13 protein-coding genes are annotated in these 14141 nt (G+C 54.6%); all 13 read right to left on the bottom strand.

Annotation, left to right across the window (positions count from 1 at the left end; all coding sequences use genetic code 11):
* Positions 1-310: 310 nt before the first annotated feature.
* Complete coding sequence (locus tag PSTEL_RS21840; protein ID WP_038698639.1) at positions 311-1897, bottom strand: peptide chain release factor 3; 1587 nt, start codon at positions 1895-1897, stop codon at positions 311-313.
* A 575-nt stretch (positions 1898-2472) separates the two neighbouring features.
* The gene (gene zwf, locus PSTEL_RS21845; protein WP_038698641.1) at positions 2473-4023 is read right to left on the bottom strand and encodes a glucose-6-phosphate dehydrogenase; all 1551 of its coding nucleotides are present in this window, start codon (positions 4021-4023) and stop codon (positions 2473-2475) included.
* Positions 4024-4296: 273 nt separating this feature from the next.
* Positions 4297-5115 carry a YwmB family TATA-box binding protein gene (locus PSTEL_RS21850; protein WP_038698643.1) on the bottom strand — a complete coding sequence of 273 codons (819 nt, stop codon included), beginning with the start codon at positions 5113-5115 and terminating at the stop codon, positions 4297-4299.
* A 98-nt stretch (positions 5116-5213) separates the two neighbouring features.
* Entirely contained in the window at positions 5214-5867 is a 654-nt protein-coding gene (locus tag PSTEL_RS21855; RefSeq protein WP_038701472.1) for a response regulator, read from the bottom strand.
* A 254-nt stretch (positions 5868-6121) separates the two neighbouring features.
* Positions 6122-7174 carry a sensor histidine kinase gene (locus PSTEL_RS21860; protein ID WP_052099319.1) on the bottom strand — a complete coding sequence of 351 codons (1053 nt, stop codon included), beginning with the start codon at positions 7172-7174 and terminating at the stop codon, positions 6122-6124.
* Positions 7175-7225: 51 nt separating this feature from the next.
* On the bottom strand, positions 7226-7873 hold the full coding sequence (gene liaF, locus PSTEL_RS21865; protein ID WP_038698645.1) for a cell wall-active antibiotics response protein LiaF: 648 nt from the start codon (positions 7871-7873) through the stop codon (positions 7226-7228).
* 180 nt (positions 7874-8053) lie between these two features.
* Complete coding sequence (locus tag PSTEL_RS21870) at positions 8054-8755, bottom strand: PspA/IM30 family protein (RefSeq protein WP_038698647.1); 702 nt, start codon at positions 8753-8755, stop codon at positions 8054-8056.
* A 2-nt stretch (positions 8756-8757) separates the two neighbouring features.
* On the bottom strand, positions 8758-9282 hold the full coding sequence (locus tag PSTEL_RS21875) for a PspC domain-containing protein (RefSeq protein WP_038698649.1): 525 nt from the start codon (positions 9280-9282) through the stop codon (positions 8758-8760).
* A gap of 4 nt (positions 9283-9286) precedes the next feature.
* Entirely contained in the window at positions 9287-9961 is a 675-nt protein-coding gene (locus PSTEL_RS21880) for a PspA/IM30 family protein (protein WP_038698651.1), read from the bottom strand.
* 48 nt (positions 9962-10009) lie between these two features.
* A complete protein-coding gene (locus PSTEL_RS21885; RefSeq protein WP_038698653.1) occupies positions 10010-10312 on the bottom strand; it encodes a LiaF transmembrane domain-containing protein in 303 nt (100 codons plus the stop codon).
* Between the two features lie 196 nt (positions 10313-10508).
* Positions 10509-11195: a Crp/Fnr family transcriptional regulator gene (locus PSTEL_RS21890; RefSeq protein WP_038698655.1), complete on the bottom strand. Its 687-nt coding sequence runs from the start codon at positions 11193-11195 to the stop codon at positions 10509-10511.
* Between the two features lie 69 nt (positions 11196-11264).
* Entirely contained in the window at positions 11265-12533 is a 1269-nt protein-coding gene (locus PSTEL_RS21895) for an extracellular solute-binding protein (protein WP_038698657.1), read from the bottom strand.
* A gap of 20 nt (positions 12534-12553) precedes the next feature.
* Positions 12554-14125 (bottom strand): response regulator transcription factor, encoded by a 1572-nt coding sequence (locus PSTEL_RS21900; protein WP_038698659.1) that lies wholly within the window; start codon positions 14123-14125, stop codon positions 12554-12556.
* Positions 14126-14141: the final 16 nt, after the last annotated feature.

Below are 14141 nucleotides of genomic sequence, written 5' to 3' on the forward strand. Positions count from 1 at the left end.
ATCTTTTCTCACGCAGCCAGATACAGCCGGACACAATCAGACATATCCGACGTAGCTGACACGGCTGACACAGCCAAGGATAAACGCCTGACGGCGTCCTTAGACGCCATGCGTTTGCCGAGAAATAGAAGACTGTGATAAGCGCGCAGCTTATACTTTCTTATATTTCCAAAAAAGCCTTCGCGAATCGCGCCGCTTCCTGCGGCGCTTTCGCGAAGGCTTTGCTGTATCTTCTCCTATCGATCGAACACTGATCGAATACTGATCAATTCGAATGGAGCGAACGCCGCTCCCGCCGTCGCCACGCTGCTTACGGCGCGGTTTCGAGGAATTTGGCGCCTGGATTCTTCTCCATCGCCGTCCGCATCGCGTACTCATTCTCGAACAGGACGACGAAGTTGCCCTTCTTGTCCGTCACAAGCGTCGAGTTGATGCGGAACTTGCTCGTATCCGGTTTGTTCTCATCGATGATCCAGCGCGCGAACTGATACGGCATGCGCTGAAGCTGCACATCCACCCCGTATTCGCCCTTCATCCGGTATTCGAACACCTCGAACTGCAGCTGTCCTACAACACCGAGAATAATATCGTCGAAGCTGACGGTCCGGAACACCTGGATCATGCCTTCTTCCGTCAGCTGGTCGATCCCCTTCTGGAACTGCTTCGATTTCAGTGCATTTTTGATGCTGACCTTGGCGAAAATTTCCGGAGAGAACGTCGGCAGCTCGTCGAATTCCACATCCCCTGCTTGACTCAGCGAATCGCCGATCCGGAAAATGCCGGGATCAAACAGGCCGATAATATCGCCCGGATAAGCCTCCTCAACAATGTCGCGGTCCTGGGCCAGGAACTGCTGCGGCTGGGAGAGCTTGATGTCCTTGCCGGCCCGTACATGCTTCACGCTCATGCCCCGCTGGAACTTCCCGGACACGATCCGCAGGAAGGCGATCCGGTCGCGGTGCGCAGGGTTCATGTTGGCCTGAATCTTGAACACGTAGCCGGTGAACTTCTCATTCGTCGGCTCAACCACGCCCGCCGTGCTCTTGCGCGGCTCCGGCTTCGGCGCCAGTTGCAGGAAGTTCTCCAGGAACGTCTGCACACCGAAGTTATTGATCGCGCTGCCGAAGAATACCGGCGTCAGCTCGCCGCGCAGCACCTTCTCGTAATCGAAGGGATCGCCCGCCACATCGAGCAGCTCCAGATCCTGGCACAGCTGGTCGTGTAAATATTCGCCCGCCATCTCACGGATAACCGGGTCTTTATAATCTTCCACCTTCTGCACCTTGATGACCGAATGATCGTCACCCTGGAACAGCTCGACCTGGCTCTTCATCCGGTCATATACGCCGCACAGCTCGCGTCCCGAGCCGATCGGCCAGTTCATTGGCACCGAACGGATGCCGAGCACCTGCTCCAGCTCCTCCATCAGATCGAACGGGCTCCGTCCTTCGCGGTCGAGCTTGTTGATGAAGGTGAAGATCGGAATGCCGCGCTTGGCGCATACCTGGAACAGCTTGATCGTCTGCGCTTCGACGCCCTTCGCGACGTCGATCAGCATGACCGCGCTATCCGCGGCAGTCAGGGTCCGGTAGGTGTCTTCACTGAAGTCCTGGTGACCCGGAGTATCCAGAATGTTGATCCGGTGTCCATTGTAATCGAACTGCATTACCGAGGAGGTAACGGAAATCCCGCGCTGCTTCTCGATCTCCATCCAGTCACTGGTCGCATGCTTGCTCGCCTTGCGGGCTTTGACCGTTCCGGCCAGCCGGATGGCGCCGCCGAACAGGAGCAGCTTCTCGGTAAGTGTTGTTTTACCTGCGTCAGGGTGGGAAATGATCGCAAACGTCCGGCGTTTGTCCACTTCCTGCTGCAGCAGTTGATCGGTTATTTGACTCATTGCACATATCCCTTCATATCTGTATTGTGAACCGTTCGGTAAGCAATCGGTTTACATTTACAATCAAATCGGTGTGGCTTTCATTCTTCCGCGCTCCTTATCAAGCAAATCGGGCTGGAGTCCCGGTTCTATACATGCGATCCCGGAGCTCTGCTTGAGAACCGGCAGCACGGGCATCCTTTAAATTATATCAAAATGGGGCATACGTTATCTACCCAAAACCCTGCCGTCCGAAAAAATATGTCGCTACCCCAAACCGCCTCAACTCTCGGGGATAATCACCTAACACATGCCCTTCTCAAGTCAAAGCATTTACCGGGAAAATGAAGCCCTTCATGAATGCTCGACATCGAACATTACCAGTTTGCAGAACTTTACCTCTACTAGCCTTTACTAACCTTTACTAACTTATATTCATGCAAAAATCCACCCTGTCCGCACTCTCAAGCCGCTTCCCTCAATCCCCATAGTGTCCCTACCAAACTCTGTATCCATGCAAAAAATCCCCCCGCCTTTCGGCAGGGAGACTGTCGGTTACAGCTATAGAGATTCCGTAGTGTCCAGTAATTCGCCGGTTATTCGTTAACCTTCCACACCACATTGTCTTCTTCCTGGCCGTTCACCGGCCACCAGTGGAAGCCGTCCTGTGCCAGCAGCTTGTCTGCTTCTTCCGGTCCCCAGGTTCCGGCCGGATAGAAGGCCAGATCGCCGGGTTCTTCTCTCCAGGCTTTGGCGATATGGTCCACGAATGACCAAGCCGACGATACTTCGTCCCAGCGGGTGAAGTACGTGGAGTCGCCGCGCGCCGCATCATGAAGGAGGCGCTCATAGGCTTCCGGCGAGTTGATTCCGACCATGCAGCTCTGGCAGAAGTCCATCGCCAGCGGCTCGATATCCGATTCCGAGCCCGGCTTCTTGGCGTTGATCTTCACATAGATGCCTTCCATCGGATTTACGCGGATGACAAGCAGATTGGGCTCCAGGTTATGCTTCTGTCCGAGATAGACATTGGTCGGCATGCGTTTGAACTCCACTACGACCTCGGTTGTCTTCACCGGCAGGCGTTTGCCTGTGCGGATGTAGAACGGCACGCCAGCCCAACGGAAGTTGTCCACGAACACGCGGGCCGCAAAATAAGTCTCCGTGTTGGACTCCGGATTCACCTTGTCCTCCTGGCGATAAGCCGGAGCGGCCTTGCCCTTGAACAGGCCTTGGGTATACTGTCCGCGGACGATATTCGTGCGCACTTCTTCAGCAGTAGGGTAAGGCCGCAGCGAGCGCAGCACCTTCACCTTCTCGTCGCGGATGTCCTCCGCAAGCAGACGGCTTGGCGGCTCCATCGCGATCATGGTGAGCAGCTGAAGCATATGGTTCTGAGCCATATCGCGCAGCGCGCCGGCATGGTCATAGTAACCGCCGCGTTCCTCTACGCCTACGGTCTCGCCAAGCGTAATCTGGATGTTGGCAATATGCTGCTTGTTCCACAGCGGCTCGAAGAAGGCGTTGGCGAAACGGATTATTTCGATATTCTGAACCATTTCCTTGCCGAGGTAGTGGTCGATCCGGTAAATCTCTTCTTCCTTGAACACCTGGCGAATCTGCTCGTTCAGCTTCTCGGCCGATTCCAGATCGTAGCCGAACGGCTTCTCGATCACAAGGCGGCTCCAGCCTTCCCCGTCCAGCATGCCGCCTTCCTTCAGGTTGAAGGATACGCTGCCGAACAGCTCGGGCGCAAGCGCGAGGTAGAACAGCCGGTTGCCCGGAATGTGGAACCGTTCCTCCAGCGCCTCAGTCTGCGCTCTCAGCTCGCGGAAGCCGTCGATGTTGTTGATATCGAGGGATTTATATTCGAAATGATCGACGAAGCCGGCCCACTCCTGGTCGTCAACAGCCTGGTAGCGGCTGAATTCGGAGATCGACTGCTTGACATCATCCTTAAATTCGTCCGGTGTGCGGGGACGACGGGCCACGCCGATTACCGCAAAGTCTTCAGCCAGCTTTCCTTCGCGGTACAGGCTGTAAATCGCCGGGAAAAGCTTGCGCCGTGCCAAATCGCCGGTTGCGCCAAAAATAAAAAATACTGCGCCTGGTGCTTTCTGTGCGTCAAAGGTTTGATTTTCAGCCATGGCTCCTCATCTTTCTCTATGTAATATAGTTTATTGAAATCGATTCTCAGTCGTTAGTTACACAAAAATGATATCACGACGTGATGTCATTTTATCATATTCCGAAAAAGGATGCCATTAGATTCCTGACAGATTACATCGGGATTTCGCAAATTTCCATTAATCTTTCTTATGGATAATTTTATTATGACTTATACGGTGTGGAGTCCTGATCATATCCATGAAAAAAAACTCAGCCGCCAAGGCGTTCCGCCCGGACGGCTCTGTCATCTCTCAATATTCGATCGTAATTAACGGGAAGCCGATGGTCACCCGGTTGATATCCCGGATGCCGTCATAATGCACGGCGGCTTGAACCCCGAGCAAATGGTTCCCGCTTCGAATGGAGCGTCCCAGCCCCGGCGCCGAGTACGACAAGCTCGCCGTGGCCGCGTCGGTGTAGCTCTCTTCCGCCTTCAAGCCAGGCAGCGACGCTGCGAGGCCGCGCTGCGCCAATGCCAGAGCGGACTGCGGATCTCCCTGTCCAGGGGCCGTGCCCTGCATCGACATGTTCCAGTCCGCCGTGATGCCTGCGCGAGCCAGCGCCGCACCAGCAGCATCCGCTCCCGCCCGGAAGGCGGCCTCCGTCGCCGCCAGATCGGCGGTCTCCAGCGTGACGATCACATAGCTGGAGCCGTCATCCAGCGCCGTCTCCATCAGCTTGATCTGCACGCCGCCGCTCTCTCCTGCCGCCCGGTAAGCGGCATGTCCCTCCATATCCGCCGGAACGGGGAGCGAGAGCCCCAGGTCTTCCGCCAGCTCCGCAGAGGCGGACGCGCCTTCGGCAGGAGCAGTCTCCGTCTCGCCCTGCCACTTCAACACGACCCGAACCTTCGAGCCCGGTTCGGTCACCCGGCCGGCAATAGCGGCCAGCCGGGTCAGTGTCTCCGCCGGTTCTCCGCTTCCGGCGCGCTGTACTTCTGCTCCGCGCTCCGCCCCGCTCGCCTCGGCTTCATTCCGCAATGAGTCGCCGAAGCCGGCAAGCGCCGCTGCGATAACGCAGCAGCCGGCCAGCAGCACAATCATTTTTCCCCATCTCACTGTAACTCTCATCCCGTATCTCTCCCTTACCGATTCCGTTCTAGCAATCTACTAGTCAGGATAACCGGTTTGAGAGATTTTATACGGGGAATCAGATCCAGCAGACAGGACTACTCAGCCAGCCCGTTCTTGTAGGCGTAGATCGCCGCCTGTGTGCGGTCCTCAACGCCCAGCTTGGCCAGAATGTTCGTCACATGAAATTTCACCGTCTTGATGCCGATAATGAGCTGGTCGGCAATGTCCTGGTTGGATTTGCCCTGGGCCAGCAGCTTCAGCACTTCCATCTCGCGGTCCGTCAGCTCCGCATGGGCCGGCGCTTCGATCCGAGCGTCGCTGCGGAACCGGTTCATCATCTTCGAGGCCACCTGGGAGACCAGAACGGACTGGCCGCGCGCGGCCGCCCGGATCGCGTCGGCCACTTCGTTCGCCCGCGAGGTCTTAAGCAGATAGCTGAAAGCTCCGGCTTCGATAACTGGATACATTTTCTCATCATCCAGATAGCTCGTTAACACGATCACCTTGCACTCCGGATACAGCTTCATAATCTGCCGGGTCGTCTCGATGCCGTCCATGCCTTCCATCACCAGATCCATCAGCACGACATCCGGCTTGTACTCCCGCGCCAGCCGGACGCCTTCCTCGCCGCTTCCGGCTTCTCCAACCACCTCTATGCCATCCTCGGTTCCCAGCACCGCCGCCAGTCCGATCCGCACCATTTCATGGTCGTCCACCAGCAGCACCTTAATCGGCTCACCCGTTTCCATTGAAGCATTCCCTCCCAGAATTGAATTTTGTATCCGACCTTTGGCAAATATCCGGTTATCGCAGCCGTGAGTTCCGGCGGAACTCTTCCCTCGAATCCCCTCAAACGCTTCTCGTCCTTGCTGAAATGCCGGACTTGACGTTTGACGGGAACTGGACGAAAGATTTCCGGCAGTCTCCATATCCATATCCATATCCATATCCATGTCCATATCCGCACCGCCTACTGCCCTTGCACGAAGAACAGCCTCCGCCTCTAGCTTTGTTCTGCTCCCGCAGCTTCCTGCGATTTCATATTCCCGCTCTCGGCGAGCAGCGGAACCATGATTTCAATGCGCGTGCCTTTGCCCGGCGCGGTTATGAACTGAATGGACCCGCCGGTCTCCGTGATCCGTTCCTGCATGTTGGACAAGCCGTAAGAGGTCTGCTTCGACTCATCCATCTCAAAGCCGATCCCATCGTCACGGATGCTCATGCGGACGGTGTCGCCCCTGCGGTGAACGCGAATTTCCATCTTCTCCGCCTTCGCATGCCGGAGCGTATTGGAGATCGCCTCCTGGACAATGCGGAACAAATGATTCTCCACGCCCTTCACGAGCTGAACGCCGGGGTCCATTTCAAAATGAATATCCATCGGCACCTTGACCTTGAGCTCCTTGATCAATTCGCGAATGCCTTGCTCCAGACGCTTGCCGTCCAGATAGACCGGACGCAGATGCAGCAGAAGCGCTCTCATCTCGGACTGCGCCACAGCGGCCATTTCTTCGATCAGCGCGATTTGGCGCTGGGCCTTGTCGAAATCCTTCTCCAGCGTCCGCCCTACGGCCGTCGCCGTCATGGAGATGGCGAACAGCTGCTGGGAGACGGCGTCATGCAGTTCCCGCGCCAGACGCTGGCGCTCCTCCACGATGGCCGACACCCTCGCCTGCTCCGCGAGCTGGGCGTTGTTCGTGGAGAGACGCTGAAGCGTCGTGACCTGGTTCTCCCACTTGCCGCCGATGACATTAAGCTGCTCGGCGAGCCGGCCCAGTTCATCCTCGCCGAGGGACGGCATCGTGAGAGTGAGGTTCCCTTTTTCCCACATGAGCAGCGTTTCCCGCATCCGCTCCAGCCTGCGCTTGACCCGGAAGCTCTGGTAGAAGCTGAAGCCGATCCCGAGACCCACCGGCAGCAGCAGCAACGATACGGTGCGCACACCGAAATCCCAACTGGTGAACGGCTTTAAATATCCGTATGTATACAGGATGTACAGTATAACCAGAAGCAGGACAAAGGAGAACAAAGCCCCTTCGCCCATGCTGCGCGACATGATGTTGGCGTTCTTTTTATCCACCTGAAGCTTCTCCTCCTTAGTGCCAAGCTACGGCAGTCTGACATCCAGATCTCCCATTAAATAAGATACGCTGACCTTGATCCGCTGTTCACTCGTTTCGTAATTCGGAGATTTCCAGTTCAGCCGGTTCATCATGCCCGTATCGCGGTGATTGCCGAATTCGATAGAGCCGAACAGCACAAACGCCTCAATCTCTACGCCGTAATTATCCGCCAGATGCAAATCCATATCGCCGAAGATGCCCTGGAACAGCATGATGGTCTCCTTGTCCTCCGCCATAGCCAGCGACAAATCCAGATCCGTCTCGCCAAGCACATGCCAGGCGCTAAGACTGTGCATCACCCAAGGTGACCGGTCCCAGTTAAAGCTGGAGGAGAAATTCTGCTTCTGCATATGGTTTCTGCCCTGCTGAAGCCCCTTCGACTTTACAAAGAATATTCCGAGGGAGATCAGGCAGATGCCCAGCACCAGCACCAGATGATCGAGCAGCAGCATGACCGCGCCGATTCCGAGCAGCGTGTAGCCCTGTTTGACTTTCCCCGACGTTGTCCGGTATATCCCCAGCAGCAGAAACAGAAGGGCGGCAATGGAAAAAAAGCCGATCCATCTGCCGAATATCATCATGCATCCGACCGCGATCAATCCCAGGGCAATGATTCGATTCCGCTTCTCCATTCCCGCACCTCCCTCGTATTATCATCCGGACAACCGGCTTATTTATACTTGCCGCCAAACGGAGGGAAAAGCCATGACGTGATGGATATCCACCCGTATGGCTTTAACCTCGTTTCAGCATATCATAACCTTCTCGTTTTATGAAGATAGATTCTTAGAGACGGCCCAAGAGACCGACGCTTACTCTTCTTTGCTCAGCGAAGGGCCTGGAGCATCGTTCAGCTTCGCTTTCAGCGCGTTCAGCTGTTCTTCCACTTTCAGCTGCTTCTCCGCATCTACCGGGCTGTAGGCAACCGGCGATGCCGGACTGTATGGCGCCCGCAGCACATCGGCTTCGGCTTCGAGCTGCATAATCTTCTCTTCCATGCGGTGGAATCCGAGCGAAGCGCTGCCGCTCTCGATGCTGTGGACGCTGCTGATCTGCGACATCTGCTTCTTCGCCTTGGCCATCTGGGCGCGGGATACCAGCTCATTGCGCTTGTTGCGCAGCTTGTAGAATTCATCCTTCATGTCGTGCAGCTGCTGAACCAGCTCTTTGGCGTGAACTTCAGCCTGCGCATGCAGATCGCTGTATTCGGCGAACTTCTGATCGAAATAGATCTTCTCTTCCAGCAGCTTGCGGGCCACTTCCTCCTGGCCGTTCTTCAGAGCCAGCTCCGCCTGGGAACCGCGCTGTGCGGCCAGCTTCGCAGCTTCCTCTACGCGCTGCTTCATACGGCGTTCGTTCGCCATCTGCTTGGCAACCGTTACTTCGGCTTCGTGAATTTCAGCCTCCATATCGCGGAGGTACTGGTTCAGCATCACAACCGGATCTTCCACCTTATCCAGCAGATCGTTGACAGAGGCTTTGGTCATATCCTTAATTCTTTTGAAAACTCCCATGATTACTTATCTCCCTTCTCGTTCTCGTATTGGGCAAGCTTGCGCTTGAGTTCTTCAATTTCCTTCTGCATCGCTTTCTTCTCAATGTCCTTCATCATGTCATCCAGTCCGGAATCCTGGGCGCCAAATGCGCCAGTTCTGCCATATCCGGCATCCCGGGGACCCGGCGCTTCATAAGGCCGGCGGCCGTGCTGCGAGCCATGCGGTCCGTAAGGGCCGAATGGCGGCCGCTTCGGGTCGCAGCCGCGGCGGGCATAACCGTCGTCGTGGCCTTTATGATACGGTCCGTAGCCTCCCTCCGCCGCTTCGGGACCGAACCCGAAAGGCGGCGGGTAATAAGGCGGGACTTCTTTCGGGAAGATCAGGGCCGCGATCAGATAGACCGGAATCACGGCGCCGCCCGTGAACGGGATGCTGATCAGCAATAAAATCCGCAGCAGCGTGGAGTCGATGCCGATCGTCTCCGCCAATCCGCCGGTAAGCCCTGTAAGTACTTTATCGCGGGTAGAACGATACAACCTCGTCATTTCGCTACTCCTTTCCATCTTTGTTCAGCTTCTCCTTCAGCTTCGCGAGCTCCCTTTCCAGCACGGTAGCCACAGTCTCGCCGGCCTGAACCGCATACTCCTGTCCCATCCGACGAAGATCGCTGAGGCTCTTGGCTTCCAGCTCCCAATCGGTAAGGCGGTCCTCAATGCGGCCGAATACCTTCGGAATATCGCTTCCGCCGTAAGCGGCGGCACGCTGGTTCATTCTCTGCTGCAGCCGGAGTGTCTCCATCCGGGCCGCATAATATTGGCGCTTGCTGTATACTGTCTGATATTCCAGCTTCAGTTCGCCGACCTGCTGCTCCAGCTCCATCAGCGACTGGCGGCTCTGCTCCAGCAGCGTACTGTACTGCTCCAGCTTCTCTTCATAGATGATCTTCTCTTGCAGCGCCAGCTTGGCCAGATTGTCTTCGCCAGCCTTCAGCGCGAGCAGCGCCTGCTCTTCACGCTTGTTACGCATCGACGTTGCCTGATCTACCTGATGCTGAAGCTGCTTCGTATGATTCGCATACTGTTGATACAGCTTCTCGGCTTCGCCGATCTCCTCCCGGGTCGAATACAGAAACTGATCGATGAGCTTCACGGGATCCTGACTCTGCTCCAGCTTCTCATTCAAATTGGCTACCGTTATATCCCGCATTCGTCGAAAAACGCTCATAATTTGCCGTTCCCTCCCTGCCAGTATTAGATGATGTACATCTCCCGATTAATAGTGGGAGCCTCTCTTGCCTTTAAGAACCGAAATTCCCCACACGACCAGCGCCAGACCCAGCAGCGGTCCGATCAGCCAGGATAGCTTCGCGATCAGGGACATCACGCCGATGAACATCACGATCCATCCGATCAGCTTGCGTCCGCTTTTGATTCCGTAATAACCAAGCACCACGAGGATCACCGGGAACAACAGTCTGAAAATACCGTGGATCAGCGGAAGCGCCATACCCAGCAGCATAATTGCTCCGATAGCGATCAGGATAACCGCGAGTCCGTTTCCTTTGTTCTGTCTCATTACTTCTCACCGCCTTTCGTTAACCTCTTCCTTATGTACTTATTGTAGGATGAATCCGCGTTTCTCAAAACGGACCGGGGACGGTTTTTGGAACTGGACCTTAGTCGGGGCACACCTAAGACCGCCGAACGGCAGTTAAATTGAACCGATAGCAAAAGACGGACACACTCCATCTGGAGAATGCCCGTCCTATCCTTTATAAGCTCTTGAAATACCCGGCCAGCCTGCTCCGGTCCACAACGATGATACGGCGGTTCTGCCTTAGAATGAGCTCAAGATTCTCCAGCTCCGTCAGCGCCCGGGAGACCGTCTCCCTGGAACTTCCCAGCATGTCGGCAAGATAGCCTGCGGTAATGTCCAGATCGATGCGAATTCCGCCCTCCGTCTCCACGCCATGGTCCTTGCAGAGCTTCCACAGCTTGGCGGCCACTTTCTTCTCCATTTTCAAGGGGATAGTGTTCTTAATCTGCCAGTACAGCCTGCGGATTTTTCTGGCCATGGCATTCATCAGACACGAAGTGAGCGCAAAATCGCTCTGCATCAGCTGAAGCAGCCCCTCCCGCTGAACGGCAAGCACCCTGCTTTTTTCAAAGGCTTCGCAATTGATCGAAGCAATGTCATGGTCATCCACAATTTCATTGATCAGATCACCTTTGGAAAGAAGATAAATGACCCGCTTTTGCCCGAATTCGGTGTAGCGAAAGACGGTCATATTGCCCGAAAGCACGACATAGGCGTGCGCCAGCTTAGCTTTTTCGGAGAACAGCAGCTCGGTTTTGTTCATCAGGAGCACCTTGGAAATCTCACGGAGCTGTTCCAGTGTATCCTCCCGAACGGTTTGAAACAGCATGAGCTCCTGCAGCTCTCCGATATCCGGCTTCATCGTCGTCTCCCCACTCTCCAGCAAATAGTGAATCTACTAACATAGATTAACTCACGAATCGTGTTTTGTTCAATCATCCGGGATTCCCAAAAGTCCGTCAATCTCAGCGGCCGCAAGATCCAAACCTTCCTTGACCGAAAGTTGGTTCAGAAATATTTTGTGCAGGTAATAGGAATATACCTCATCGATTTTGCCCCAGTTCTTGACAGGCGGCCGTATAAAGCCATCATCCATAGCTTCAACATAGGGATAAAGGTAGGAACTTCCGCTTACTTTCATAGCCTTGAAAGCCTCCCTGTTCGCCGGGATCAACCCGGCTCGGGACATAATGAGCTGCGCTTCCTTGCCGGTCATCCATTGGATAAAAGCCCATGCCTCGGAAGGATGCTGACTGCCCTTCATTATAACCAGATATTCGCCGCCGATAATCGAGGAAGGGCTATATAAGTGCGGGAAAGGTACCGGCAGCGTCTGCTTAAGAGCAGGACGGATTTCCGAAGGCTTTAATAAACTGTAGAACCACGGCGCGTCGTCTGTAACAAGCATCTTTCCGTTCCGCACTTTTTCCCAATTATCTCCATTTAACGTCACCGCCGAGAGATAAACAAGCTTTTCCTTATATAGATCGGTCAACTCCTGGACCGCACGGACGGTGCCCGGAGCGTTCAAATATCCGGTAGCCCTTGTAAATCCCGAGTCCGTAAACGAGCCTCCGAGGCTGTAGATATACGGAAGCGTGTCCCAGGTTTCCAATCCCCCCAGTCCAATTGTGAAGCGGTGCTTGCGGGCAAGCTCCAAAATTCCGGACATGGTGCGGGGCGGCTCGGAATATCCTGCCCTTTTCAGCAGCTCCCGGTTAAATATTGCCGTCTTCGTGTACAAGTTAAGCGGCAAAGCATAGTATTGATCTTTATAAAGGCCCACGCGAATCGCCTTAAAGTGAAATGCAAGTTTGAGCGGCTCAAATCCCGGTAATCCGTCTAACGATTCAAGGAGTCCTTTCTGCGAAAATTCCGGAACCCAGGCAATATCCATACGTACGACATCCGGGCCCCGGTTGGAGGAAGCGCGGGCGATCAAGCTGTATTTCAGTTCATTGGAATTGGCCAAATTTATACCCTTCACCCGGATGTCCGGATGGTTCCGTTCAAAAGCCGGTATGAGCTCCTTTACCAGCAGCCGGGTTTCTTTATCATTGTACGTATGCCAGAAGGTAATGACCGTCTTGTCATTCCCGTGAAGCTTTTGAACCTTGTCCGGTTCCGAGATTACGGACGCACCCGCACAACCGGCCGTTAACATGATCGTCATCAAAAAGGATAACCAACGGATTACCAAGATGGGAATCCCCCCTTTCTTCACGGCTCAACACTGCACTTCAGGCTTTCCCTGTATTCCACCGGAGTGAACCCTGTCCCTTTCTTGAATACTTTGCTGAAATATTTCACGTCATTAAATCCCGCGCCTTGAGCCACATCATAAATCCGGCTGTCATCCTGGGCGAGCAGCCGCTTGGCTTCCCGAATCCGCAGCTCGATCAAATAATCGATAAAGTTTCGGCCGGTTTGTTTTTTGAATAACAAGCTGAAATAGCTTTTGCTTAGGTGGATCGTATCCGCTACGCTCTGAAGCGTCAAATTTTCCGTGAAATGAGCGGCTATATATTCCAATGCCCTGGCAATCAGCTGTCCGCTGTAACCGTTATCGGACAATTGGGGAATGATGGACATGCCATTCTGCTCCAGCTCACCGACCATGAATGAAGCCAGCTGCTCCAATGTTTCCGTCTTGCGGATCAGTTCAAGCTGTTCGACAGGCAATGATTCATTGCTTCCCTGCAGCCGGTACGTGCCGGCAAGAAGTACGCCTGCCTCATACTGGACCTGCTCCGGGCTCTTATCCCTGCTCTTCCAGCGTTCAAGCGCGAAATCAACCGCAAGGGAAGCCGGTTCGCCATTGCGGATCATCTCATAAAAAGGTTCCCAATCTTCCGGATTATCCCGAACCGGGAACGATGGTTCATGAATGCTCTCCGGACCTCTGCTTTCGAACAAACCGCCCACCCCCTCGAAAAAGCGCCTTTGACAGGCCAAGCGGCTTTCAGCATATCCATTAATAAGCCGGCCTGCCCCCTGCCATATAGCTAAGCCTGCCGATGTTGTAATGTTCCATTCCATTTCAACTTCCCGTTTCCACACCTGGAGCTGCCGTAACGCCTCCCCCTTCTGTTCCGGAAAGACAAGGAACAGGCTGCTTTCCGCTACCAGCAGCGCGCTTCCCTTCTCCATCCGCTCATAGAAGGCCTCCTGCAAGTCCTCAAGCAAGAGCTGCACAAACAGATACCCGTTATTTTCTCTCCAATCTTCAGAGCCATCCAGCGTAAGATAGACACAGGCATAGGGTTCTTCCAGCCACCCCGGAGCGCATGCAACGGCATCCGTTGAGACCTGATCCTGTACGATCCATCGTTTCATTTCCTGTTCCTCGCGCTTTCGCTCCAGATAAAGAGCTCCCTGCCGATACACGCTCAGCTCGGAATCCCGCTTCTTCTCGTCCTCCAGCATAGAGATACTCCGACGCAGGACGGCAAGAAGCTCCGCTTTTTCCAAGGTCAGCTTTAACAAATAATCGACAGCGCCCAGCTTAAGTCCTTCTTTTACATATTCGAAGTCGCTGTGATTGCTGATCAGAATCACCTTGATCCAAGGGCAAACCGCCTGTGCCTGCTTCATCAGCTCAATGCCGTTCATCAAGGGCATTTTGATGTCCGTAATCAGAATATCGAAGGACCGGCACTCCAGTGCGGCCATTGCCTCCACACCGTTCGCGTAGTGGTCTTCTACAGACATCCCTTCTTTCTCCCAATCGATAAATGCGCTGATCCCATGGCGGATTACCGGCTCGTCATCTACGATAAGTACTCTGTACATAGTGTTCCCCCTGCTC

This window comes from Paenibacillus stellifer (assembly GCF_000758685.1).
In the GTDB taxonomy this organism is placed as follows: domain Bacteria; phylum Bacillota; class Bacilli; order Paenibacillales; family Paenibacillaceae; genus Paenibacillus_AQ; species Paenibacillus_AQ stellifer.